The sequence below is a fragment of the Paenibacillus sp. ALJ109b genome, assembly GCF_010747435.1.
GTDB lineage: Bacteria > Bacillota > Bacilli > Paenibacillales > Paenibacillaceae > Paenibacillus > Paenibacillus taichungensis.
In genome coordinates this window covers 82,124-106,595 of record NZ_JAAIFP010000012.1, presented here as the reverse complement: position 1 = coordinate 106,595, position 24,472 = coordinate 82,124, and the positions used below count along the sequence as shown (strand labels likewise).

The following is a 24,472-nucleotide window of genomic DNA, read 5'->3' as shown; positions in this document are numbered from 1 at the left end:
TCTGAATTTTTCCTTAATTATCAATTATGCATCTCGAAACAACGCACAACCCTGACCTTCATATTTGCGCACAACCCACATTAAAGACCCAAATATTCTACAATTCCGTCTACGATAGCCTGTGCACATTTGTTCTGATAATCTTCAGTCAGCATCATTGCTTCATCAGCTGAATTACTTAGAAATCCGAGTTCAAGCAGAACTGCGGGCATCGTTGTTTCACGGGTTACATGCAGACTTGCCGTTTTGACTCCCCGATCCTTAAATCCTGTAATCTGCAACACATGCTTGTGCAAAATGTCGGCCAAATCCTTGCTATCTTTACGACTGTACAACGTTTCAATTCCATTAGGAACAGGAGTTGTAAACTTGTTTCCATGGATCGACACAAAAATATCCGCCTGATTCAGTTGGGCGATATCCACACGCTGCTGCAGGGATAATTCCGTATCATCCTGCCTTGTAATCACGGTCTGAATCTCCGTATGTTGTTGCAGAAGTGCCTGAACTTTGAGTCCTACAGCCAAATTAAAGTCCTTCTCAAAGGCGCCTGTCACACTGATGGCCCCCGATTGTCGTCCACCATGCCCTGGATCAATAATGACAACCTTTTTGCCATCATTGCTTGGCACAGCAGGCTGACTTGTTGGTTCTCCATTACTTGCCGCAAGGTCAACAAGCAACACGTTGTTCTCGCCCAGTGACCATTTGGCAGTCGCCACCTGACTCAGATCAAGGACCACACGCACCGTTGAAGGCGTTTGGCTGAACATTGCATATCGCACCTTGGAAACCAGCGATGAATCCGTAACCAGAAGAGTTCCGCTGCCATCCGGATTGGAAGCCTGTCCCTGGATGAACTCCTTAGCAAATGTGGTGCCGGGCAGATCTACGATGATACGATCAGGTCCACTGAGACTGGAAACCTTTGGTGTGATTTTCCCGTTCGTCGCCAAGATCAGACGATCCCCGCCGAAGCTGATACTTTGAAGCTCTGACAAACCTTCCGGTTCAGGAGCTTCCACCGGGTCATTTTCACCCTCGGTACCTGCTACAGGAGGAATACTTAATAGGCTTACTGTCTTGGTTCCATTGTCCCATCCCACCTGAAGACCCATGCCTTCACCGACAAAACGTAACGGAACCAGTGTAGTCCCCTGTTTGATTAGAGGCGGAGAATCAAGACTCACCCGATTTCCATTCACGGTGGCCGCATCTTCGCCTGCCGTCATCTGGATACTGCTGTTACCTTTGAGAATACGAACAGTCTGAGTGGCTTTCTCCCATTTCACCTGATAACCGAGGTTTTCAGAGACGATCCGAATGGGCACCATCACGGTTTTGCCAGTATTCTCGGCTGGAGCTCCCGACTGCTGGTTAATGGTCACACCGTCCAGCACAATCGAGGGAGACGAATCGGCATTTGCCATGACAGGAAATAAACACAGGAACAGAAAAACAAAGACTGCTGCCGACCATTTCTTCATACATCAACCACCATTCTGTTTGTCTTATGAACCTTCGATCTGATTCGCTGTGATGCAACACTCGACTCTATCTACCCTTCCATAATCTACTAATCAGTTTATCAGATATTGTCACTTCATCCGGTTACAACGTTGTCATATTTAGTCGGAGTATCCTATAACTCGAAGACATAATTGCATCATTGCCAAATGCAAAAAAACCTCCAATTCGATCCAAGGAACGGTGAAGTTCCCTGCACGATTGGAGGTTTGAATACAAATTGCAGATAAAGTTTAGACTGAGGCCGTTTGTCCAAACAGCTTTGCCGCGTGGCGCTGTTCATAAGCAGCGATTTCGTCATCATGTTGAAGTGTAAGACCAATATCATCCAATCCTTGCAACAGGAATTGGCGACGATGCTCATCCAGATCAAAATCAATATGCAGTCCGTATGCATCTGTAATCGTTTTGTTTTCCAGATTCACATTCATCTCATAGCCTTCATGTGTCGCTGTACGCTGGAACAGATCTTCAACCTGCTCTTCCGACAGTTTGATCGGCAAGATCCCGTTCTTGAAACAGTTATTATAGAAGATATCCGCAAAAGATGGTGCAATTACACAACGGAATCCGTAGTCCATAATTGCCCATGGTGCGTGCTCACGAGAAGATCCGCAACCAAAGTTGGCCCGTGAGATCAGAATAGATGCCCCTTCGTAGCGAGGTTTATTCATTTCAAAAGAAGGATTGTTGTTACCCTCTTCGTCAAAACGCCATTCATAGAACAAAAATTGTCCAAATCCGGTCCGTTCGATCCGTTTCAAAAATTGTTTCGGAATGATTGCATCTGTATCTACATTGACCCGGTCTACCGGTGCAACGATGCCTTGCAGTGTTTTGAATTCTTCCATATCATTCGTTCTCCCTTCAATCCGTTCGTTGTTAGATAGCTGCTTCCGTTTTGAAATTCCAGTCACGTACGTCTACGAAGTGTCCCTTAACCGCTGCTGCTGCAGCCATTGCAGGAGATACGAGGTGAGTACGTCCTCCGCGTCCCTGACGTCCTTCAAAGTTACGGTTGGAAGTCGATGCACAACGCTGTCCTGGTTTCAATACATCCGGGTTCATTGCCAGACACATACTGCATCCGGCATCACGCCATTCAAATCCAGCCTCTGTGAAGACTTTATCCAGACCTTCTTTTTCCGCCTGAATTTTAACACGTCCCGAGCCTGGTACAACGATCGCTGTAACATTACTGGATACGGTGTGACCTTTGGCTACCTGTGCAGCAGCACGCAAATCTTCAATCCGTCCATTCGTGCATGAACCGATAAATACATAATCAACCGGAATTTCGGAGATTGGTGTTCCAGGTTCCAAGCCCATATATTCAAGCGCTTTTTCAGCGGCTTTACGTTCGTTTTCAGTTGGCAGTTCAGCCGGGACAGGAACTTTCGAAGAAATGTCTGTTCCCATACCTGGGCTAGTACCCCAAGTCACTTGCGGAATCAATGATTCTACATCGATTTCAACCACATGGTCGAATTCAGCACCTTCGTCGGTTACAAGCTCTTTCCAGGTAGCAACTGCTTCATCGAATTGGCCATCGGCAGGTACATATTCACGTCCACGAAGATATTCGAATGTTGTTTCATCCGGAGCAATCATGCCCGCTCTTGCTCCACCTTCGATGGACATGTTGCAAACGGTCATACGTTCTTCCATGCTCAATTCACGGATCGATTCACCCGTATATTCAATAACATATCCAGTAGCAAAGTCTGTACCGTATTTGGCGATGACTGCGAGAATCATATCCTTCGCCGTTACACCCGGGTTACGTTTGCCGACAAAACGAACTTCCATCGTTTTGGCTTTGGCTTGCTGCAAACATTGGGTTGCCATAACATGTTCTACTTCACTCGTTCCGATCCCGAATGCGAGTGCGCCAAATGCACCATGTGTGGACGTGTGGCTGTCGCCACATACAATCGTTTTACCTGGATGAGTCAGGCCGAGTTCAGGACCCATAACGTGTACAACACCTTGATCAACGGTATCCAAGTCATACAGTTTTACGCCAAAGTCACGGCAGTTTTGTGAAAGTGTGTCGATTTGTTGTTTGGAGATTGGATCCGTAATGTTGAAACGATCCTTCGTTGGAACGTTGTGATCCATTGTTGCGAACGTCAACTCAGGGCGACGAACTTTACGACCACTCAGACGCAGACCTTCAAACGCCTGTGGGGATGTTACTTCATGCACCAAATGCAGATCGATATACAAAATGCTTGGTTTGCCTTCTTCCTGATGAATCACGTGGTTTTCCCAAATTTTCTCAAACATCGTTTTTTTACTCATCATTTTCACCTCATCATAAGTTCGGTCCTTGGAAGAGCCTCTTTAGTTCCTTTAAAAGTGAAGCTCTTGAATGACATAAATATATCACCCTGTCCTTCATTGTTCCAAGATATAATATCTATAGATGTAATAGGTTTAACCTATAATGAGGGAAAAGCAAATAAACCACTGCTCTATGCAGAGGTTTCAATTGATAACAATTATCATTATCATGTAAGTCTTATACTACGTTCCAGCTTCTTCGCTGTCAATGCTTTTTATGTTTAATAGAAAAAAAGCAGCCCTGATGCAAGGGCTGCGATGACTAATTCTCACCAGCTCTAGACGTTCCCGTCCACACACAGTACAAACGACATATGAATAACCGAATGAAATAAATGAGACAACGGATCAGCAGATTGAGGTCTTGAAAAGAAGTACGATCGCTACCTCCCGTATTCCCCACATCTATCCATTCATTGCATTCCTGCCTCTGCTGGAAGTGAATTACTTCTTGTCCCCACAGCTTTAATAACGAAATTGTAGTCTTTGGCAGAATCTATGCCGTTTAATGTATAGCTGTAACTTGTCTGACCGCTGACCGCCGGCACATACACGCTCCAATTCGTGCTGACTTTATCATTTTTCTCGTAAATCCGGTAACCTCGCACCGGCTCAGAGCTAGTTGCTGGCGCTTTCCACGAAAGAACTGCACGGTTCGCTGACTGTCTTACTGCGCTTGGATTTTCGACTGTGCGGGGTTTGACGTCAGTCCGTTTAATACTGTAAGCATCATAGACGGCAAGAGGTTTATCTTTAACTGCTGTGTAGGATGTAACTTTCAGCACGTCGCTTGTAATGGAAACATCCAGGAACATTTTCTTGTTGGGCTGATCGTTTTTTGCTGCAAAAAACGTGTCTGCATCTGGATTAAGAGCATAGAATTTCGAAGCGGCCGAGTTGCCCATTAGATACACGGTTCCTTTGGGATTCAGCACATTTCCATGCTCATCGGTAATGACATTCTTAATCGGAACGTTATTCAGCATTTGAAAAGACCTCATATACATATGGTCATGTCCCTCAAACACCATATCCACACCCAGCTCATCAAATACAGGAATCAGATATTTCCGGTAAAATTCTACCCGTTCGCTTTCTGCCGAAGCATTATCCCCTGAAGAATAAGCTCCCTTATGCATAGAGACGAATTTCCACTTCTTGTCGGTCTTTGCCACCTGATTCCGCATCCATTCCAATTGCTTCGTAAACTGAATATCCGCTTTGTACGGCTTGACCTCCCCTTCGTACTGGGAATTGATTTGCATAAACAGGGCATCGCCGTATTCGAAAGCATACACCGACCCATCATGAGCACCAGTCCCCACATCTTTCGGAAGATTAAAATGGTTATAAAAATTATTATTCGGATAATCCTCTATCTCATGGTTGCCAATTATCGGAGCAAAAGGCACATTGGCAAATTCTTTTTTCGGCACACCCAAGAACCATTGCCACAGCTGCTCCAGATCACCGTCATCCGTTAGATCCCCTGTAAGAAGAACAAACTTGGGGTCTACCATTTTCTCAATAGCTCTCTTAAAAGTATCCTGCCACAGATCGAAATTGGATTTACTTGAGCCTTGGGTGTCGGTTACATAGAGGAAATGGAAATCCTGATTATCCGCCTTGTCTGTGGTAAAAGAACCCGTCTCGCTCCAGCCGTCCACATCACCGTTACCAGCGCGATACATATATTTGGTTCCAGGCTTAAGACTGGTTGCAATAACCTTGTGGCTGGCGAACTTTTTATACTTCTTGGAACTTCTGTCTCCTGACGTCATTAAGGTTTCAATAACTGTTGAGCTGCCCTCATAAGAAGTTGCCAGTTGTTCCGGGAACTCACTTCCTACCGCATTGAAGGCCTCCACCACTTGCACTACTGTACTTCTTACCGTTTCGGCCGTATACCAGTCAAAGGCGATACTTGTCTTGGGGTCTCCATTAAAAGTCATGTTCAGCAGCGTTGGTGTTTTGTTACCGGTATCTGGAGACTTCGTTTTAAAGCTCCAGGTAATATCGTTGTCCGGTGTTCGGCCGTCCATAGTCCCCTTAACAAGCTCTTTAGGGATGGTCACCTTGTAAGTTTTGCCGGCAGTAAAATTAGGATGGCTGACTTTAACCGTGTCTTGACTGAGGAGCGAGGCAGAGATGTTGGTAAGAGGAGCATTGTTTTCTGTGATTACAACTTGATGACCACTAACGAGACTAATGGCTTTATTAAACTTCACTGTGATCTCTGCGTTAAGGGAAACATCTGCAGCCCCTGAAGCGGGAGTTTTGCTTACCTCAAGTGTGGGAGTGTTCCCGGGTTCGCCGCTGATGCGTGTTCCTTTAACTACCACATCTTTAATTCTGCTTGAGCCTGAGCTGGACACCGCTGCCCCGCTTACGCTTTTCGCAGAGTCTACCACCCAGCGGATATAGAGTACATCTTGATTGTTTGTTCCCGCAGGCAATGAGAGGTTCGTTAATTTGCAAGAATTATTGGAACAATTAAAATTGTTCTGGGCCAGAACCATTTTGCCGCCTGCGACATCTGTCCATTCCTGCTGATTCCTACTGTATTGCACCTTAAAATCCCTGGGACCTGTACTTGAAGATGTTTGCTGTGAAGAGAGGACGATACCTTCAAAGCCTTTGGTCGAAACCGTGGCGAGCCAGTACTTAGTGCCCGTTCCTTCATGCCAGCCCTGGTTGCGTACGCTGTTCTCACCTGACTCATAGGTGTATGCATCCGTATTTGTTCCTACATCACGAATGGATGATGCTGTTTGATATATCCCGCCGGTAGCCGGAAATACTCCGTTCTCACCTTTGTCTTTAAAAATCCACTGGGCAATCGTTTCTTGAACTGCAGTTGCTTCACTTGCAAGATCTTCCTCATTTCCTTCCCTTCCTGCTGAGACAAAACCGGTCAACTCCATGGCAAGCAGCAAACCTATAACCAATAGACTGATTACCTTGGAAAATCTGTTCTTGAGATAAGATTGGTTGTTGTCCATTCGCCCCATCTCCCTCCTGTTATTGGAGTTTCCAGTTGGTAACTTGAAGTACTGCCGAATCTGCGCCCTTCAGGTCTGTCTCTCCCATGTTCAGCAAATTGCTCCACTGCTTCACACGATTCTTTCCGTTAGGCGGAGAGTTGTAGTCATTCGTATCCACAATCTTGGTCCGTTCTTTATAGAATGTGGTCATGAAAGTCTTCTCATCCGTGCTGCTTCCTGATTTGCCCAAAAGCCCTTGAAGGGTCTCAGAACCGCCGGTCGCTCCATGGTTCAGCGCTGCGTCCACGAAGGAACCAATCGTTAATGCCGAGTTAAAGCCGCGTTTGCGGGCCTGGTCCACACTATACTTAATATAAACATTGTAGAACGTTTTCCACATAGCCTCTCTCCACTCGGGATCATTTTGCAAATTGCCGATCTTTTTGCAGAAACTCTTTTCGCTCTCATTGATTTCGAGGATCTTCCCTTTCATCGAACCCTTGACACCAATCCGGGCCAATGCTCCCTTAACCGAAGGATTACTCGCGCCTTTGGCAGCGTCATATTCCTTGAACAGTTCCGGACCGTCGGGACCGGTATCATTTGAGCCGCCTGTAGTCGCACCGAATATTCCAATCGTATACCCGCGGTTATCATCAATATCTTCACAATATCCGTAATATTTGGTCCAGTTCAGATCGTCCTGCTCCGGTTTGTTAACAAGCATCATAATATTGTTCCACTGCTCACCATCCAAACCTGTGTTGGCACGTAAGAATTGAAGTGTTGCAGGTGAGAAATTAGAATTAGGGTTTCCTGCCGCATAACTTTTCTGTTGAGACACATTGAACAGAGAGCCATAAGAAAAAATCATTGAAAAACTGAGTAGGATCATCAATGAAAATTTCATCTTCTTGAAAACCTTACTATTCGTTGAATTAAGCACCGCAATCTCTCCCTTAGTTAAATAGTATAAGCGCTTTAACTTTTAGCAATAGGAACCCTATACCCAAACCGATCCAAGCATGACACCCCTCCTTTTTTTCAACGATTGATAAATTCCATTCAAGCTTATCTCAAAAAATTTATCTATACAGCACGTATTTTCTTGTAATTATTAAATTTTCATACATATATTGCTATCAACCTTAGATCAAGTCTACAATCCTCTTAGGAGGTGCTCAATGAAGCCGGTATTTTATGAGTCTACTCTTTTTGACATCAGCCGCAAGAAACAGGTATACACCAGCATGCCTTCAAGACACTATCATGATGCATATGAGATTCTGTATTTAATATCCGGGGATTTTTATTATTATATAGGCGATAGAACCTACCAGGTTGCGGGCGGAACACTGCTATTTATGGATATTCAGGAAAGGCACAAACTGGTTAATTCCAGCTGCAATATGTATGAACGAGTTACACTGCTGTTTAAGAAAGAATTCCTGCAGCATTTCTGCACCCGTGATCAATGTGAGGAACTGCTCGAATTATTCAAAAGTGATTACCGTGCTTTGAAGATGACCGGAAAGGATCAGCATTTCATCGAACAGCTTTTTCTGAAGATGATCCAGGAAGGGAACAAACAAGCACGCGGATATGAACACTACCAACAAATATTATTGGTAGAGTTGCTCCTCTATCTTAACCGTAAACTATTTGACAGCCTTGTCGCTCCATTGGTGGAATCCAATCGTACACACAAGAAAGTCCTAGACATCGTTAATTATGTAAATCAACATTATATGGAACCGCTTAAGCTCGGTGAGATTTCACGGCAATTCGACATAAGCTCTTCCTACCTTTGCCGAACTTTTAAAGAATCCACAGGGTTCAGCTTCATAGAATATATCAATAACATCCGTATTAAAGAAGCTCGTGATTTGCTGGTGGGCTCTTCTTTTAATGTTACTGAAATTGCGGGAATGGTCGGGTTTGATAACACTTCCCATTTTGGAAGAACCTTCAAATTAGTGATGGGCATCTCGCCACTCTGCTTCCGCAAACAATTTAAGTCTTAATAGCAAAATCACTGGAATCCAATCATTAGAGAAAGATAACGATAGAATATTATCATTCCGGTTAGTGAGATTACCTCATATACTCATTCGCCATTATAATATTTTTGTCATGATACCATTATTATTGTTTATATATTTGACGATTATTATCCTGTATGGGTCGGAATGTGAAGAAAATAAAAAATAAGCCCACTAGACTTATCTAATGGGCTTTCGCTGTGGAATCGCAAATAATAGTGATTTATAGAATTTGACCGCCCACCATCGTCCAGAGAACCTGAAATTCATCATCCAATAGGACCAGGTCGGCATCGAAACCAGAGGAAATTTCCCCCTTTTGTTGAAATCCAAGAATATTGGCCGGCGTAGTTGAAGCCATCTGTACGGCATCTATCAAGGGAATTCCGGTTTCGACAGTATAACGTAAGGCTTCATTCATGGTAACTGTACTGGAGGCCAGTGTTCCATCCTCCAGTCTTGCAATGCCACCCGATACCGTGACATGATGGCCTCCAAATAGATAATTCCCATCGCCCATACCCATTGCTTGTAAAGCATCTGTGATCAAGACCATTCCTTCCGGTCCTTTCAGGTTATGCATCAGTCGAATAATAGCAGGATGCAGATGGACATTAAAGACTTACATGTTTCTCTTCAAAAGCAGCCACGATCAGACCCGGATCTCGATGATGGATCGGCCGCATGCCATTAAAACAATGCGTAACATGACTCGCACCTGATGTAAAGGCTTGTTTGGCTTCCTCATATGTGGCATCCGAATGAGCGATCGCTATAACTACTCCCTGTTCTTTCAAAAAGGAAATCAAGTCCATTCCTCCCGGCAGCTCGGGAGCAATAGTAACCATCTTAATGAGTGACCCTGCTTCCTGGAAAATGATCTTCATTTCTTCTATGTTGGGATGCCGCAAATACTTTTCATTCTGCATTCCTTTTCGCTTCGGGTTCAGATACGGTCCCTCTAAGTGAATCCCTGCGATCTTTGCTCCCACTTCTTGTCCTATTACACGCTTGACACTACGAATCATTTCCAGAAGATCCTCCATCGTAGAACTAACAGATGTAGCCAGAAATGAGGTACACCCCGTTAAAGCACATTGGCGTGAAACTTCTTGAATACTCTCTTCAGTACCGTCCATCATATCAAAGCCATTGGCACCGTGGATATGAACATCTATCATCCCAGGTACTAGCAAATGTCCTCTCCCATCAATCCGTTCATACTCTCCTTCTAGCGTAGGAAGATCACCTGTGTCTACCCTCATGATTTTCCCTTCAGAAATCCACACATTGGCTGATGGAACGATACGGTTGCGAAGTGCCATTTGTACATTATGCAAAATATAATCCATAAAAACCCTCCTCTTCCCGATGGTTATCAGTCTTGCTTTCGAACCTCTTCATTTTCTTCCTGACACTCAATAACAGTGATGTTCTTCTGATCCAGAACTTCTCTGATCTCACTCGGGAGTTCCAGATTTGTGACTAAAATGTCAACGAAATCAAAGTCCAGCCGATGAATAGATTTGCCAATAAATTTTGTGTGATCGGCTACTACGATAACCTGATCAGATCTTCTGGCCATTTCTTTCTTTACCCGGGCATCTTCTTCATATGGATAATAAAGTCCATCAGACCGGATCGCCGATGCTCCAATGAAGGCTTTATCAGCACGAATTTCACTTAGTTTATCGATAATGGAAGAACCATATAAAAAGCGATGCTTTACATTCAAGTAACCACCGAGAATATAGATTTGAAGATCCTCTCGATTGGACAAGATCCCTACGTTATCAATCGAGTGCGTGACCACCGTGCAATTTTTTGCGCTAATTTGTTCTGCTACAAATTGCACCGTGGTTGATACGTCTAAAATCACAGTCTCATGGTCTTGGATAAGTTTTGCCCCAAACTTCCCTATTTTTTTCTTACTCTCGGATTCATCAATCAAACGATCCTGATAAGACAGCATTTCTTTCTGTAACTCAGGTAACGATAGCCCCCCATGAGTTCGAATCACAACGCCTTCTTGTACTAATCTAACAATATCCCTTCGTGCAGTATCCCTTGATACTTCAAACAGCGTACATATATCTGTAACACTCATCGATTGGTGTTGTTTCAAGTATTCGAGTATTTTTAACAATCTTTCCTCTTGATACACAATACACGCACCTCCTTTTAAGTAACTATAAGTGTTATTTTTAGTTTTTGCAAGTTATTATAAGTAAATCTTAAGTTAGTGCAAGTATTTATTCCTGACTGTTCAATAAAAAAGACGTTAGCCAGATGAATTCACATCCGTTAACGTCTTCATAAGTTAAGATTTACTGCTAAGAAAAAAATTAATGAACGGATTTCGGAGCCATTTGCTTAACAAATTGACTTAAATCACTCAGATACTTGTCATCAAAAAGCGCTCTAGGAAAGAAAATGGCTGTCAGATTAGTACGCCATTTAGATGCAGCCGTGTTCTTTTTTAGCATGGAATGATCAGCATTAGTCAAAAAGGCTACCGATAATAGATTTTGATTGAATATTCTGCCGATAAACAAGCTCTGTATTATTAACATCTACATTTATTAACTCTTTTAAGCAGTTTAAGCGTTTCAGTTAAATTAATCATTTCTTATTTGTAGTGATATAATGATGGCATAACGAAAGGAATGACGTGTTGATATGGAATTCAGACAACTTCAATATACGCTGCAAATCGCGTCAGAGCGAAACTTCTCCCGGGCAGCCGAGAAGCTGCACATCGCCCAGCCTTCTTTAAGTCAGCAGCTATCCAAACTTGAAAAGGAACTGGGCGTACTGCTATTCCAGCGTAATACCAGCAGCGTGGAGCTGACCCATGCAGGGGTGACTTTTGTAGAGCAGGCTCAGAAAATTATTGATGCGGTCGAGCTGCTCAGACAGGAAATGTCGGACATTTCCCAGCTGCGCAAAGGTAAAGTCGTTGTAGGCAGCATGCCGATCACTGGCTCCCACCTGCTTCCGCATGTGCTACCCGCATTTCAGCAGGCCTATCCCGAGATTGAAGTAACCTTGCTGGAAGACTCCGGGCTGACGCTTGAAAAGTTGACGGCTAGTGGCAAGGCTGACTTAAGCCTGCTCTCGCTCCCATTGCAGGAGCCAAGCCTATCTTATGTAACAATTGGTGAAGAGCGAATTGACTTGGCGGTTCCCCCATATCACCCTCTGGCACGCAGAGGAGATCCGGAGCATCCAGTTCCAGTACGGATGGAAGAGCTTCGAGATGAACCCTTTGTTGTGTTGAAGAAAGGACAAGGCTTCCGTAAACTTACATTTGATCTGTGTGAGGAAGCGGGGTTTGACCCCAATGTGGTGTTTGAGAGTACAAATATTGAGACGGTGCAGTCATTGGTGGCTACAGGTATGGGGATTACACTAGTTCCGCGCTTTATTGCCCGCGCGCCCCGCAGTGAATTCGTTCCTGTTTATGTACCGCTAGCTGAGCCATCTCCCAGTCGTACCCTTGTAGTTGCATACCGCCAAGGACGGGTTCTCTCCAAAGCCGCGGAAGCATTTATTCATACGTTTCAACAAACCGTTGCCGAGCTCTCTCAAGGAGAATAATTGGACGGTCAGCGTATTAGACCTGCTCTATACATGGCAATAAAATAAACAAAGGCTTGACCCATAAGGGCCAAGCCTTTGTTCTATACTCGTCTCCCGCATCCGCAGGATAAAGTTCTTTACATGGTATTAGCAGTACATCATCGTTACAGTACAATGTTGCTAAATCATCATTGAATTGTTAACGTAGAAACGTACATATGAGAATTTCAAGTTTGGCGGTTTATTTTCGCAAATTACGTTCACTTGTCAGCCTGTTCTGTTGATTCACAAGGCGGCCTTCGTCCTGAACAGATTGTTCAGGTGGTGATAGCCCTCCTGCCCCATTCTCTAAGAATGGCCTCAAGTGATCTACCCTAGTGTTTTCCTGTTCCAGTCTCCTGAGCGTATCTTTCACATGGTTGTCCATTGATTGATCATCCTCCTTGGTGACGGGATAGTTATCATTACCCGCCTCCCGGAAGAATAAACACTTTATTGGAAAATTACAGATTTTTATTTGCTGCCAAAATATATGCCAGGTCTGCGGTCTTCGAATACCGGAATACGGCCACGAACCTCATCCACAAGCGATGGACGGATAACTCCGGTCACGATCTCTTCTCCTTCTCCGCCTTCAGCCACAATTTCACCCCAAGGATCAATAATGAGGGAATGTCCGAAAAATTCGGTATCTCTGCTTTTCCCAACGCGATTGCAGGCAATAACGTACATCTGATTCTCAATGGCTCTAGCTGTAAGCAGTGTGCGCCAATGGTGCAAGCGCGGGTTCGGCCATTCAGCGGGGACAATTAATGCTTTGGCTCCGTTCAAGGCAAGTGTTCGAGCAAGCTCAGGGAAACGGATATCGTAACAGATCGAAGCTCCAGCGGTGAGGCCGTTCTCCAATTCGAATATTTCCGGTTCTGCACCAGGCTGCAAATACTTCTCTTCATCCATCAGGCGGAACAAATGCAATTTATCGTAACGTGTCACCTGATTTCCTTCACTATTATAGGCGTACATTGTATTGAAGATTTGGCCATCACGTTTCTCCGCAATGGAACCGCCAACGATGGAGATTCGATGTTTTTGGGCAAAATTCGCGAGCCACTCTCTTGATTTCTGGCCCTCCGGGTCAGCAAGCTCATGAATTTGTTCCAAAGCATAGCCCGTATTCCACATCTCGGGCAGCACAGCCAATCCCAAGTCGGGAACCTGTTCTACCGCTCGTTCGAGCAAAGACTGCATATGTTTATGGTTGGCCTCAGGGTCTCCGATCTGAATATCGCCCTGAATCAGGGCTACACGCATTTCCCCTTGTTGTTGTTCTGTCATAACCAGCTCTCCTCTGAACCGTAATACCTGTAATCATAGCTTGATCATTCAAACATCTGCAACCTGTTTTCGTTGTGAACTCCTACATAATAACTTGGGCAACAAAATTAACAAACGGTTGCTCGTCATTGCATCGCCCAAATTCCATGTTGTTTCTTCCACTCCGTACACTTGCCCCTTCTGCACCGCTGGAAGTGCTCGCCAGCTTGGACTTTGCATCAACTTCTCTGTCGCCTGTCTTGCAATAACCTCTTCAGGAAGCAAGACAAATATATGGTCACCGGCATACTGACGAATCGCTTCTGACGAAATTTCCTTATACGCTCTGCCCGCCACAAGCGCCTCCTTCACTTTCGTAACGGGGCTGAATCCCATCGGATGATACAAGAGTGAGGCCAGACCAATATTGCCCATGACAAATAATCGGGCACCCCGATGATAGGTGAACACGGACGCCGTTTCCCCGGGTTCAATTGATGCATGAATCTTCATCCACATCTTTTCCATACGTTGCTGATAGGAGGAGAGCCATTTTCCAGCCTCTGATTGCTTGCCAAACCAGCTTCCCACCCTACAAATTCGATCTTCCAGCGTTGCATGAGAGTTATATGCCAGTGTGGGTGCTATTCGGGAAAATTGTTCATATTGTTGTTCGTTAGTACTATCGAAAATGATCAGGTCTGGTCTCATCCGGACTGCCTCTTCCACATTAACCGGGGCAACCGCATCATAGGCCTGATCTCCTAATAAACCAATGCCCAGCACTTGCAAATCTCCACCGGAATCACCATAAAACATAATTCGCTCGGGTTGTGACGGAATATTCACATCATGACCCAACCAATCCTGAACCAGTGTTTGTTGCTGAATAGATCGGTCATATTGACGAGGCGATAATCCGGTCATTTGACGAAAACGCCTGCTAAAATAATACTCATCCTTAAAACCCACCCGGGTTGCTATATCCCGAAGTGGTTCATCGGATCTGCGCAACCAATCCTTAGCATGTTTAATTCGTACATGGTTCACATAATCAAGCGGCCTGTGGCCTGTTAATTGTCTGAACAAGTTTGTATATTGCACGGGTCGGATATCTGCAAGACGGGCCAGTTTCGTTACTGTGATTTCTTCAGCGTAATGATCTTCTACATATTGAATTGTACTGTGTAGTCTGGATTCCATACTCTGCTCTGTTTTTGGTGAAGTGTACCGGGTGATGATCATCTCCATCCATCTCTGAAACTGTGCATTCAAATGGCTATATTCAGCATCTGTTTGATAATCCCGAATGGCATACAATTGCTCCAACAGCCCACTTAACGGAGCATAAGGATAGCCGTTCAATTGATTTCTATGTTCGAATACAGGGCGCGTATACTGTTCCGGATCTCCCGTCAACACATGAATAACATCAAATGATATCACCATATATTTCAATTCCATTCGGTTTCCGTGTTCAATCTGGTACCCCTCGCTCGGAGAAAGAGGGTAAACACATCCGGTGGTAAAAGGAAACTGTTCATATCCTATATATAAGCGACCTTCCCCTTCTTCGCAGATCAAAAATGTATGTTTATCGCATGCCACTTCCAGCATCACCTGTTCTGGTTGTTCAATTCGTTGTTCCAGATGATCCAGCCGAAACATGAATGCTGAAAAATACAACCCTCTGGCATCGGCATTCAAAGCCTGCATGGTGGTTCACCTCGTTTTTAAAATGAGAATGATTATCATTATATCTGTATGAACTGATTATAAGCGAGCTTTTGTCATTAATCCAGATCTGGCTGTAATCAGCACAAAAAAGAGCTTTCAACGAAATGTTGAAGGCTCTTTTTTAGTCGGCATTTTCGTTCTTAACTATTGAATCATCTGTTTCGGCAACTCTTTCAAAAGCCATTCTCTTGAAGTTGCGTCACTTGAAGCCTTGACCAGATCAAAGCGATATACTTTTCCTTCTTTTACAGCGGGCAGGTTCTTCCAAATCGGGCTATCCAGCAATTCTTTGGTGGACTGCTTCGCATCATCCGTTACTGGATCCAGTATAAATACGCGATCACCCGCTATTTCAGGCAGCTTTTCAGTAGAAATCTCAGCAAAGCCCATTCCTTCATCTAACACTTTCTGAATTTCCGCGGTTGGCTTCATCCCATCGGCTCCATATAATAACTGTGGCAATCCTGCTCCGGCCATTACAAACAGTCGATTACCAGGATACATGGTGAATACCGAAGCCGTTTCCCCTTCTTTCAGTCCATTCTCATGAAGCTGCTTCCACATCTCTTCCGTTGCATGTTGATGGGCCGTGATCCAAGCTTCCGCTTCCGGCTTTTTGTTCAATAGATCGCCGAGAATACGCATACGGTCGTCCAATGAGGCAAATGAATCAAAGGTAACCGTTGGCGCAACCTTTGAGATTTGATCATATTGTGCCTCATCACTATTCGAGAAAATGATCAGATCAGGATTCAAGGTAAGCGCCTTTTCAACACTTATCGGGAAACCCACATCTTCTGCTTGGGCGACCTGATCATCATATACTGTTCCCTCCTGACGAAGAATACCTACAGGTACAACGCCCAGCGCTAGCAAGTCCCCTGTAACTTCACCATGATAAATTACACGCTTCGGCGTAACCGGAACCTCTACATCATGGCCTGTCCAGTCCTTGAACATCCGGGTTTCACCCTCACTGTTATCCTTCGATGCCGTCTGTTCCTGATTGGACTGATCTTCGTTTGTCTGTGTTTCATTGACCGTTTTGGAATCATCCGTTCCGGCAGATGGAGTTGAAGTCTGATTTCCACAAGCCAGCAAAAGAATGGATAACCATGTAACGGTCAATAATACTGCCGTATTTCGTATACCCTTTTTCATTTCTATTTCTCCCCCTAATAAGTGCTTCGTTCCTATTTATCAATGATATTGATTATCATTATCGAATATTATCATAAAACAGGATTTCCCCTAATCTCAATGGACAAAACAAAATATCTCATTTCAGTTTTGTACAAAAACTTAAATATTGGCTCCACCCAAGTATTCATGAAGTGTTTTCCCCCTATACAGCTCGGGATTGACGTGATAAATTAATGAATACTATATTGCCATCTTTAATAACCGGAGTGATGTATAGCATGACTAATCAACCTCAATCATCGGGTCGTTCAGCCTTTACCATACCTACATCCGATGTAATGACACAGCTTCCTACACAATTTTTTGCTTCCCTAGTTCAAAATGTAAACCGAGAAATTGCAAGTGGTCACGACGTCATTAACTTGGGTCAGGGGAACCCGGATACACCTACACCACCCCACATTGTCAAAACATTACAGGAGTCGGCGGAGAACCCGCTCTATCACAAATATTCGCCTTTTAGCGGGCATGCTTTCCTGAAGGAAGCCGTTGCGAAACGTTACAAGGAAGATTACAACGTGGACCTGGACCCCGAAACGGAAGTTGCGATTTTATTTGGCGGAAAAACGGGCTTGGTCCAGTTACCTCAGGTATTGCTCAATCCTGGGGACGTATGTCTCGTACCTGATCCAGGTTATCCCGATTATTGGTCCGGAGTGGCACTGGCGAAAGCACAGATGTCTTTTATGCCACTGCTGGAGTCCAATGCATTCCTGCCTGATTATGAAGCAATCTCTACCGAAGATCGAGAAAATGCCAAGCTGATGTTCCTGAACTATCCTAACAATCCAACATCGGCAACCGCCCCGCTTTCCTTCTATGAAGATACGGTAGAGTTCGCCATTCAAAATAAAATCGTCGTAGCAAGTGACTTCGCCTATGGTGCAATTGGATTCGATGGACATCGTCCAGTGAGCTTTTTGCAGGCACCAGGTGCCAAAGAAGTGGGCATTGAGTTCTACACATTATCCAAAACCTACAATATGGCGGGTTGGCGCGTCGGATTTGCTCTAGGTAATTCGGAGATCATCTCCAAAATCAATCTGCTGCAGGATCATATCTACGTGAGCCTCTTCGGAGGCATCCAGGCCGCTGCTGCGGCAGCACTGACATCTTCCCAGGAATGTGTGACTTCACTGGTTGCACGTTATGAATCACGTCGCGACGCTTTCTATGATGCACTCTCATCCATCGGCTGGCAGGCTCCTAAACCGGGAGGTTCCTTCTTTAGCTGGCTGCCTGTACCTGCAGGCTTTACTTCTGCTTCCTTTGCTGACGTGTTACTGCGTGAAGCTAAAGTGGCCGTAGCACCGGGTATTGGTTTCGGTTCACATGGTGAGGGCTATGTGCGCGCAGGACTGCTAAGTGATGAAGATCGATTAAGGGAAGCAGCGGAGCGGATTGGCAAGTTGAATTTATTCAAGTAATTTACAGGTGCATAACCCCTTTGCATCTGCCAAGTTTCCATGGTATGTTATAAGGAAATATTGAACGAAACGTGATGACGGGACCAGTACGAGAGGATCAGCCGCGCCCAGAGAGTAAATTCCATCGGGCTGCAAGAATTTACCGCGGCTTCTCTCCGAAACCTACCCCTGAGCGGCCTGTGATGCACAGGACAGTGCCTTCTGTTACAGGGCATGAAGCCGGATGATCCAATCATCAATAAAGGTGGTACCGCGGAAGTAACGAACTTTCGTCCTTTTTAATTAAAAGGGCGGGAGTTTTTTTTGTACCCAACGGTCTGCTCCAGGGTCAATCATTAATATTGTTTAAGGAAGTGAAATCATGACCTCACGTATTGTAGTTAAGATCGGAAGCAGTTCGCTTACTACGGAAGAAGGCGGGCTAGATCGGAGTGCCATTACTTTTTTTGCTGGAGAAATTGCTGCCTTGGCCGAACAGGGCCACGAGGTTCTTCTGGTCACTTCGGGAGCGGTAGCTGCCGGATTCCGGGAGATTGGTTACCCCCAGCGTCCCAAGCAACTGCATGAAAAACAAGCTGCAGCGGCTGTTGGGCAAGCTTTGCTGATGCAGGCATATCAACAGGCTTTTGCAGCGCACCGCGTTACTACAGCACAAATTCTGCTCACCCGTACCGACTTTCACAGCCGGAAACGTATGGGCAATGCGGGCATGACGGTAGAAGAACTGCTCAAACAGCGCGTCATTCCGATCTTTAACGAGAATGATACCGTATCTGTCGATGAATTGAAGTTCGGAGATAACGATCTCCTGTCTGCTCTGGTGGCGAATCTGGTCAAGGCACAGCATCTGGTCATTCTTACAGATACCAACGGTCTGTACACGGCTGATCCGCGAAAGGATCCGTCTGCGTTTCGTTATGACCGCATCCCCGAAATTACGGCAGAAATTTACGCCTATGCTGGCGGTTCTGGATCATCCGTAGGTACCGGCGGCATGCGATCCAAGGTAGATGCAGCCAAAGTGGCAACGCGTGGAGGCGTGCCTGTCTTTGTAGGAAGTGTGAAGGAACCTGGAGATATGCAAAGAGCGGTTGATGGCACCGGAAAAGGAACGTATTTCGAAACTCGCCTTGCCGCTCTCTCTCGCAAAAAACAATGGCTTGGCTTCATGTCTACTCCGCTCGGTACCGTCGTTGTGGATAATGGTGCCGAAGAAGCATTGGTTCATGGTGGTCATAGTCTCCTGCCTGTAGGTGTCAAACGTGTGCTGGGTACCTTCCATGCCGGAGATGTTGTAGAGGTGCTGGGTATGGATGACACCTTGCTCGGTCGTGGTATCGTCAATTATGATGATGACCAGCTACGGCTCATCGCAGGACTGCCAAGTGGCGAAGTGATGAAGCAGTTGAACAGCATCCATCGACTTGAGGTTATTCATCGGGACGAGTGGATTACGTTAAAATAGAACACCTATAATCCTACCGAGTGTACTACTCAGGATCATATGATACAGCTATTAAATATTCTTTTGTTTCCACTTTATATATGGGAGGAATTTATGATGAGTGAAGTCAGGGAAAAAGCGAGCAAGGCCCAAGCCGTGGTTCCGCAGCTGAATCGACTGAGCAAAGAACAAAAAAATAACGCCCTGTTAGTCATGGCGGACGCATTGATTGCCCAATCGGATTCCATTATTGCAGCAAACGCTGACGATCTGGAACGTGGCAGACAGCAAGGTACGCCAGAATCGATGTTGGATCGCCTCGCTTTGAATAAGGAGCGTATCGCTGGTATTGCTGAAGGACTGCGTCAGATCGTGGAGTTGCAAGACCCTGTGGGCGAAGTGCTGGAGACTTTCACTCGTCCGAACGGATTGCATGTTGAAAAATTGAGAGTGCCCATCGGTCTAATCGGCATCATCTACGAGGCACGTCCAAATGTTACAGTAGATGCCGCCGGACTTTGCCTCAAAACAGGTAACGCTGTACTGCTGCGAGGCGGCTCCTCTGCCCTCTCCTCCAATCGCAAAATTGTGGAGGTACTCCATCAGGCATTGGCAACAACTGACATGCCAGCGGACGCCTTACAGCTTGTTGAGGATGCAGACCGTTCCTCCGTGGACGAAATGCTCAAGTTAAATGGACTGCTCGATGTCATCATCCCACGCGGCGGAGCTTCACTGATCCGCAATGTGGTCGCCAATGCAACAGTGCCTGTGATCGAAACCGGTGCAGGTATCTGTCATACTTATGTGGATGAATCTGCCGATCCGGTCATGGCAGCGGAGATTGCCGTTAATGCCAAGGCACAGCGTCCATCCGTATGCAACTCCATGGAAACCTTGTTGCTGCACGCCGTATACGCGGAGGAGCATCTACCGACACTGGCTGAACAGCTCCGTGAGGCGAATGTCCTGTTGAAGGGTTGTGACACGGTTCGCCGTCTCGTTCCCTCTGCCCTTCCTGTGACGGAAGAAGATTATGCGACAGAGTACAATGATTATATTTTAAATATTCGTGTAGTTCAGAACCTGGATGAAGCGATGGAGCATATCGCGCGTTATGGCACAAAGCATTCAGAGTGTATTGTCACCAAGGATACCAGCAATGCAGAACGTTTTTTACATGATGTAGATGCGGCTGCTGTATACCATAATGCTTCTACTCGTTTCACAGACGGATTTGAATTCGGTTATGGAGCCGAAATTGGGATCAGTACCCAGAAGCTGCATGCTCGTGGACCTATGGGTCTGCCTGCATTAACGTCAACCAAATACCGTATCACAGGAAATGGACAAATCCGGCAATAATATCGCAGCTACAGTTATATAGGAGGAACGATAAATATGAGTCAAGAACAACAGACGTTATTACAACAGAAGATTACATTTCACGGAGCAGGTGCGATGGCTGAAGCCATCGTGCGCGGATTAATTTCCCGCCTTGTCGTTCGTCCTCAGGATATTACGATGCTGAACCGCAGCAACCAGAAACGTCAGGAGGAGCTCAGCACCCGTTATGCCGTACATACCGGAACTGCTGCACAATCGCTGGATCATCTCGCTGCTTCTCCGGTTATTGTACTCTGCATGAAGCCAAAGGATGCTGCCGCAGCGCTGCGTGAACTTGGGCCGCTCCTATCGCCGGATCAATTAATCGTTTCGGTTATTGCCGGATTATCGATCCGTACGATGCAATCCCTACTAGGACGTAAGCAACCGATCGCCCGCACCATGCCGAATACGTCCAGTACAATCGGGCTCGGCGCAACCGGACTTGCCTTTTCCGAAGAGATTACGGATGAACAGCGCAGTACAGTCATGACGATGTTCGAAGCTGTTGGAATCGTGACCATCGTGCCTGAAGATAAACTCGAAGTGCTCACAGGTATTTCCGGAAGTGGTCCGGCTTATGTATACTATTTGATGGAGGCCATGATTGCCGCAGGTATTCGTGGCGGCTTATCCAGCCAACAATCCCGCGATCTGACTGTTCAGACCGTGCTGGGTGCTTCACGCATGGTACAACAGACTGGCTTAGAGCCAATGAAACTCCGTAGTGATGTGACCTCCCCGGGAGGTGCAACTCAGGCAGCACTAAAAACGCTGGATGAGGGAGATTTCTTTGAAAATGTAATCGCAGCCGTCAACCGCTGTGCAGAGCGCTCACGGGAGATGGGAGCTGCTTTGGAAGGAGATTTAAAATGAATAATATGTGCATAGCCACATATCGTCTGCATGATGATCGTGCAGACTTCCGCAAGAAGGCTGAGTCCATTGCTGTCGGCATGACTGTTGGCAGTTGGACTGAATTACCTCAGGCCAAGCGTGAGGCGATGCAGAAACATCTGGGTGAGGTCATCAGCGTTGAGGTGCATGAAGCTGAGGGCATAGCCCCAGGTGAGCGTTACGCTGATATTACCATCGGTTATCCGGATGTAAATTTCAGCCGTGATATTCCTGCCCTGCTTGTGACGGTCTTTGGCAAAATTTCAATGGATGGACGTATCAAACTGACACGGCTTGGATTCTCAGATGGCTTCCTTAGCGCATTCCCTGGTCCCAAGTTTGGACTGAATGGTGTTCGTGATCTGCTAGGTGTACATGATCGTCCGTTGTTAATGAGTATTTTTAAATCAGTTATTGGACTGGATGCTGACGAACTGAGGGAACAGTTTATTCGCCAAGCTCTTGGTGGAGTAGACTTGATTAAAGATGATGAAATTCTGTTTGAGAACAAACTGACTCCGATTGAGAAAAGAGTCGAGGTCTGCATGAAAGCTGCGGAACAGGCACGCAAGGAGACGGGTAAGAAACTTCTTTATGCCGCAAATTTGACTGGGCCTACCTCACACCTGAAACAGCAGGCTGAACGTGCAATAGGTGCAGGGGCAAATGCACTGTTAATCAATGTCTTGTCTTACGGATATGACGTGCTGCACGAACTAAGCAGTGATCCGGACATCAACGTACCAATCATGGCTCACCCTGCGCTTGCAGGTGCACTGTATCCTTCACCACACTATGGAATCTCGGCTTCCGTCCTGCTGGGACAGCTGATGCGACTTGCCGGAGCGGATCTGGTGCTCTTCCCTTCCCCTTACGGATCGGTGACGATGCCGAAGGAAGAGAATATGGCCATTACAGAACAATTGCTGTCACCTGAGCTTCCGGTCAGAACCAGCATGCCTGTGCCTTCGGCTGGTATACATCCAGGGCTTGTACCGCTTATTCTGCGTGACTTCGGTACCGATGTCATCGTTAATGCCGGCGGTGGTATCCATGGACATCCTATGGGCACTGAGGCAGGCGGACGGGCATTCTTGCAGGCAATCGAGGCAGCCCAACGTTCCATTCCACTAGCAGAATATGCAGTCGAACATCCCGAGCTGAAAAGTGCACTGGATCTGTGGGGTGGCGAACGATGAGAAGTGATAAAAAAACAGTTATTTTCTGTGATTTTGATGGCACGATCACCCTTTCGGACAATATCGTAGCGATTATGAAACATTTTAAACCCGAAGGTATTGAAGCGATTATGAACGACACGATTGAACAGCGAATTTCGCTCCGCGAAGGTGTGGGAGCGATGTTCGCTCTGTTGCCTTCTTCGCAGAAAGATGAGATTGTGGAATTTGTCCTTGGACAGGCCGGCATCCGAGAAGGTTTCAGCGAATTTCTTGCATATGTTAGGGACGAGGGCATTGAATTCAATGTCACCAGTGGCGGAATGGACTTTTTTATTGAGCCTTTGCTCGCTCCATTCGATATTCCACAGGATCACGTTTATTGCAACGGGGCAGATTTCACAGATGAATTCATACGTATTGAATGGCCTAATCCATGTCAGCCTCCTTGTGAGAATGGCTGCGGCATGTGTAAAACGACGGTTATTCGTACATTCCCGGAAGAACAATATAATCGTATCCTCATTGGAGACAGTCTAACGGATTTTGAAGGTGCCAAAATCGCTGATCTTGTCTACTCCCGTTCTATTCTGACGGATAAGTGTATAGAGCTGGGTGTGGACCATGTCCCATTCACAACCTTCTACGATATTATGGAAGATATGAAACAGAAGCAAACACAAGGAGTGCTGTAAAAATGGGTTTTGAAAAGATTACATTGGAACATAAACGCCAGGTCCTCGAAGAGCTGGCTGATATCAAAGCGCTGTTTGCCAGCCGTAACTGGTTCCCTGGTACAAGTGGCAACCTCTCGATGCGTGTGGGCGACTTCGACCCGGAGCAATTCTACTTTGCAGTTACTGCATCAGGCAAAGACAAATCTCTCCGTACACCGGAAGACTTTCTGTTTGTGGACAAGCATGGTAAAGCCATTGAGACCACAACCCTGAAACCGAGCGCTGAAACGTTAATTCACTGCGAAATCTATCGTTTAACCGGCTGCGGCGCGGTGTTCCACGTGCATACCGTATTTAACAACCTGATCAGTGAATTCTTTGGAGCAGACGGACACGTACCGATTCAAGGCATCGAATTGATCAAGGCTTTCAACATCTGGGAAGAAAATGCGGAGATTCGTGTACCGGTTCTACCTAACTTTGCAGATATTCCATCTATCGCTGAATTGGTGCCAGGTGTACTTGATGCCAACGTACCGGGAATTTTACTGCGTAACCACGGTATTTATGCCTGGGGCAAAGATGCTTTTGAAGCCAAACGTCATTTGGAAGCGTTCGAGTTCCTATTTGAAGTGATGTACCGTCAGCTTCTGTTAAAGGGTGCTACGAAATAGCAATCATTTATTCGAAATCAAAGCTGCACAACCAAAACACGCCAAGGCTGATAT

The 24,472-nt window shown here is 45.8% G+C and carries 19 protein-coding genes and 1 pseudogene; 9 read left to right on the top strand and 11 right to left on the bottom strand.

Annotated features, from left to right (window positions below; translation table 11 throughout):
* Nucleotides 1–80: 80 nt before the first annotated feature.
* From G3352_RS14300 to G3352_RS14280, 5 genes are all read right to left on the bottom strand, one after another.
* Nucleotides 81–1,487, bottom strand: coding sequence for an N-acetylmuramoyl-L-alanine amidase family protein (locus tag G3352_RS14300; protein ID WP_163757408.1), 1,407 nt, complete (start codon nt 1,485–1,487; stop codon nt 81–83).
* 273 nt (nt 1,488–1,760) lie between these two features.
* Nucleotides 1,761–2,378, bottom strand: a complete 618-nt coding sequence (gene leuD, locus G3352_RS14295) for a 3-isopropylmalate dehydratase small subunit (RefSeq protein WP_163757405.1) — start codon at nt 2,376–2,378, stop codon at nt 1,761–1,763.
* A 31-nt stretch (nt 2,379–2,409) separates the two neighbouring features.
* Nucleotides 2,410–3,831, bottom strand: a complete 1,422-nt coding sequence (gene leuC, locus G3352_RS14290) for a 3-isopropylmalate dehydratase large subunit (protein ID WP_163757404.1) — start codon at nt 3,829–3,831, stop codon at nt 2,410–2,412.
* 455 nt (nt 3,832–4,286) lie between these two features.
* The gene (locus G3352_RS14285) at nt 4,287–6,875 is read right to left on the bottom strand and encodes a metallophosphoesterase (protein WP_163757402.1); all 2,589 of its coding nucleotides are present in this window, start codon (nt 6,873–6,875) and stop codon (nt 4,287–4,289) included.
* Between the two features lie 19 nt (nt 6,876–6,894).
* A complete protein-coding gene (locus G3352_RS14280; protein WP_240343077.1) occupies nt 6,895–7,731 on the bottom strand; it encodes a chitosanase in 837 nt (278 codons plus the stop codon).
* A gap of 310 nt (nt 7,732–8,041) precedes the next feature.
* Here G3352_RS14280 and G3352_RS14275 point away from each other — a divergent pair, with 310 nt between their 5' ends.
* Nucleotides 8,042–8,881 (top strand): AraC family transcriptional regulator, encoded by an 840-nt coding sequence (locus G3352_RS14275; protein ID WP_163757397.1) that lies wholly within the window; start codon nt 8,042–8,044, stop codon nt 8,879–8,881.
* A 241-nt stretch (nt 8,882–9,122) separates the two neighbouring features.
* On the opposite strand, the pseudogene nagA reads toward G3352_RS14275, so the two are convergent.
* Nucleotides 9,123–10,251: pseudogene (nagA, locus tag G3352_RS14270) on the bottom strand (N-acetylglucosamine-6-phosphate deacetylase).
* 26 nt (nt 10,252–10,277) lie between these two features.
* Nucleotides 10,278–11,063 (bottom strand): DeoR/GlpR family DNA-binding transcription regulator, encoded by a 786-nt coding sequence (locus tag G3352_RS14265; protein ID WP_179282962.1) that lies wholly within the window; start codon nt 11,061–11,063, stop codon nt 10,278–10,280.
* Nucleotides 11,064–11,578: 515 nt separating this feature from the next.
* On the opposite strand from G3352_RS14265, the gene G3352_RS14260 reads away from it, so the two are divergent.
* A complete protein-coding gene (locus tag G3352_RS14260) occupies nt 11,579–12,499 on the top strand; it encodes a LysR family transcriptional regulator (RefSeq protein ID WP_163757395.1) in 921 nt (306 codons plus the stop codon).
* A gap of 223 nt (nt 12,500–12,722) precedes the next feature.
* Here the strand turns inward: G3352_RS14260 and G3352_RS14255 are convergent, their stop codons facing one another.
* From G3352_RS14255 to G3352_RS14240, 4 genes are all read right to left on the bottom strand, one after another.
* The gene (locus tag G3352_RS14255; RefSeq protein ID WP_024630602.1) at nt 12,723–12,908 is read right to left on the bottom strand and encodes a hypothetical protein; all 186 of its coding nucleotides are present in this window, start codon (nt 12,906–12,908) and stop codon (nt 12,723–12,725) included.
* Between the two features lie 86 nt (nt 12,909–12,994).
* Nucleotides 12,995–13,816, bottom strand: a complete 822-nt coding sequence (locus G3352_RS14250) for a carbon-nitrogen family hydrolase (protein ID WP_163757393.1) — start codon at nt 13,814–13,816, stop codon at nt 12,995–12,997.
* A 48-nt stretch (nt 13,817–13,864) separates the two neighbouring features.
* Nucleotides 13,865–15,511: an AraC family transcriptional regulator gene (locus tag G3352_RS14245; RefSeq protein ID WP_163757391.1), complete on the bottom strand. Its 1,647-nt coding sequence runs from the start codon at nt 15,509–15,511 to the stop codon at nt 13,865–13,867.
* Nucleotides 15,512–15,676: 165 nt separating this feature from the next.
* Nucleotides 15,677–16,693 (bottom strand): ABC transporter substrate-binding protein, encoded by a 1,017-nt coding sequence (locus G3352_RS14240; RefSeq protein WP_163757389.1) that lies wholly within the window; start codon nt 16,691–16,693, stop codon nt 15,677–15,679.
* A 260-nt stretch (nt 16,694–16,953) separates the two neighbouring features.
* Here G3352_RS14240 and G3352_RS14235 point away from each other — a divergent pair, with 260 nt between their 5' ends.
* From G3352_RS14235 to G3352_RS14205, 7 genes are all read left to right on the top strand, one after another.
* The gene (locus G3352_RS14235; protein WP_163757386.1) at nt 16,954–18,162 is read left to right on the top strand and encodes a pyridoxal phosphate-dependent aminotransferase; all 1,209 of its coding nucleotides are present in this window, start codon (nt 16,954–16,956) and stop codon (nt 18,160–18,162) included.
* Nucleotides 18,163–18,523: 361 nt separating this feature from the next.
* The gene (gene proB / locus G3352_RS14230; RefSeq protein ID WP_076288974.1) at nt 18,524–19,627 is read left to right on the top strand and encodes a glutamate 5-kinase; all 1,104 of its coding nucleotides are present in this window, start codon (nt 18,524–18,526) and stop codon (nt 19,625–19,627) included.
* A 96-nt stretch (nt 19,628–19,723) separates the two neighbouring features.
* Nucleotides 19,724–20,971, top strand: a complete 1,248-nt coding sequence (locus G3352_RS14225; RefSeq protein ID WP_163757384.1) for a glutamate-5-semialdehyde dehydrogenase — start codon at nt 19,724–19,726, stop codon at nt 20,969–20,971.
* Between the two features lie 36 nt (nt 20,972–21,007).
* Nucleotides 21,008–21,868 carry a pyrroline-5-carboxylate reductase gene (gene proC, locus G3352_RS14220; RefSeq protein ID WP_076288972.1) on the top strand — a complete coding sequence of 287 codons (861 nt, stop codon included), beginning with the start codon at nt 21,008–21,010 and terminating at the stop codon, nt 21,866–21,868.
* The gene (locus G3352_RS14215) at nt 21,865–23,088 is read left to right on the top strand and encodes a 2,3-diketo-5-methylthiopentyl-1-phosphate enolase (protein WP_163757382.1); all 1,224 of its coding nucleotides are present in this window, start codon (nt 21,865–21,867) and stop codon (nt 23,086–23,088) included. Before proC ends, G3352_RS14215 begins: the two co-directional genes overlap by 4 nt.
* Complete coding sequence (locus G3352_RS14210; protein WP_163757380.1) at nt 23,085–23,762, top strand: 2-hydroxy-3-keto-5-methylthiopentenyl-1-phosphate phosphatase; 678 nt, start codon at nt 23,085–23,087, stop codon at nt 23,760–23,762. Before G3352_RS14215 ends, G3352_RS14210 begins: the two co-directional genes overlap by 4 nt.
* A 2-nt stretch (nt 23,763–23,764) precedes the next feature.
* The gene (locus tag G3352_RS14205) at nt 23,765–24,418 is read left to right on the top strand and encodes a methylthioribulose 1-phosphate dehydratase (protein ID WP_036607600.1); all 654 of its coding nucleotides are present in this window, start codon (nt 23,765–23,767) and stop codon (nt 24,416–24,418) included.
* The last annotated feature ends 54 nt before the right edge of the window (nt 24,419–24,472 follow it).

What these genes read in the sequence shown, in the direction of transcription:
- proB (WP_076288974.1), top strand. Translation starts at nt 18,524, where the DNA reads ATGACCTCACGTATTGTAGTTAAGATCGGAAGCAGTTCGCTTACTACG.
- G3352_RS14285 (WP_163757402.1), bottom strand. Translation starts at nt 6,875, where the DNA reads ATGGACAACAACCAATCTTATCTCAAGAACAGATTTTCCAAGGTAATC.
- G3352_RS14210 (WP_163757380.1), top strand. Translation starts at nt 23,085, where the DNA reads ATGAGAAGTGATAAAAAAACAGTTATTTTCTGTGATTTTGATGGCACG.
- G3352_RS14225 (WP_163757384.1), top strand. Translation starts at nt 19,724, where the DNA reads ATGAGTGAAGTCAGGGAAAAAGCGAGCAAGGCCCAAGCCGTGGTTCCG.
- G3352_RS14300 (WP_163757408.1), bottom strand. Translation starts at nt 1,487, where the DNA reads ATGAAGAAATGGTCGGCAGCAGTCTTTGTTTTTCTGTTCCTGTGTTTA.
- G3352_RS14205 (WP_036607600.1), top strand. Translation starts at nt 23,765, where the DNA reads ATGGGTTTTGAAAAGATTACATTGGAACATAAACGCCAGGTCCTCGAA.
- leuC (WP_163757404.1), bottom strand. Translation starts at nt 3,831, where the DNA reads ATGAGTAAAAAAACGATGTTTGAGAAAATTTGGGAAAACCACGTGATT.
- proC (WP_076288972.1), top strand. Translation starts at nt 21,008, where the DNA reads ATGAGTCAAGAACAACAGACGTTATTACAACAGAAGATTACATTTCAC.
- G3352_RS14260 (WP_163757395.1), top strand. Translation starts at nt 11,579, where the DNA reads ATGGAATTCAGACAACTTCAATATACGCTGCAAATCGCGTCAGAGCGA.
- G3352_RS14215 (WP_163757382.1), top strand. Translation starts at nt 21,865, where the DNA reads ATGAATAATATGTGCATAGCCACATATCGTCTGCATGATGATCGTGCA.
- G3352_RS14250 (WP_163757393.1), bottom strand. Translation starts at nt 13,816, where the DNA reads ATGACAGAACAACAACAAGGGGAAATGCGTGTAGCCCTGATTCAGGGC.
- G3352_RS14280 (WP_240343077.1), bottom strand. Translation starts at nt 7,731, where the DNA reads ATGATTTTTTCTTATGGCTCTCTGTTCAATGTGTCTCAACAGAAAAGT.
- G3352_RS14240 (WP_163757389.1), bottom strand. Translation starts at nt 16,693, where the DNA reads ATGAAAAAGGGTATACGAAATACGGCAGTATTATTGACCGTTACATGG.
- G3352_RS14255 (WP_024630602.1), bottom strand. Translation starts at nt 12,908, where the DNA reads ATGGACAACCATGTGAAAGATACGCTCAGGAGACTGGAACAGGAAAAC.
- G3352_RS14245 (WP_163757391.1), bottom strand. Translation starts at nt 15,511, where the DNA reads ATGCAGGCTTTGAATGCCGATGCCAGAGGGTTGTATTTTTCAGCATTC.
- G3352_RS14275 (WP_163757397.1), top strand. Translation starts at nt 8,042, where the DNA reads ATGAAGCCGGTATTTTATGAGTCTACTCTTTTTGACATCAGCCGCAAG.
- G3352_RS14235 (WP_163757386.1), top strand. Translation starts at nt 16,954, where the DNA reads ATGACTAATCAACCTCAATCATCGGGTCGTTCAGCCTTTACCATACCT.
- leuD (WP_163757405.1), bottom strand. Translation starts at nt 2,378, where the DNA reads ATGGAAGAATTCAAAACACTGCAAGGCATCGTTGCACCGGTAGACCGG.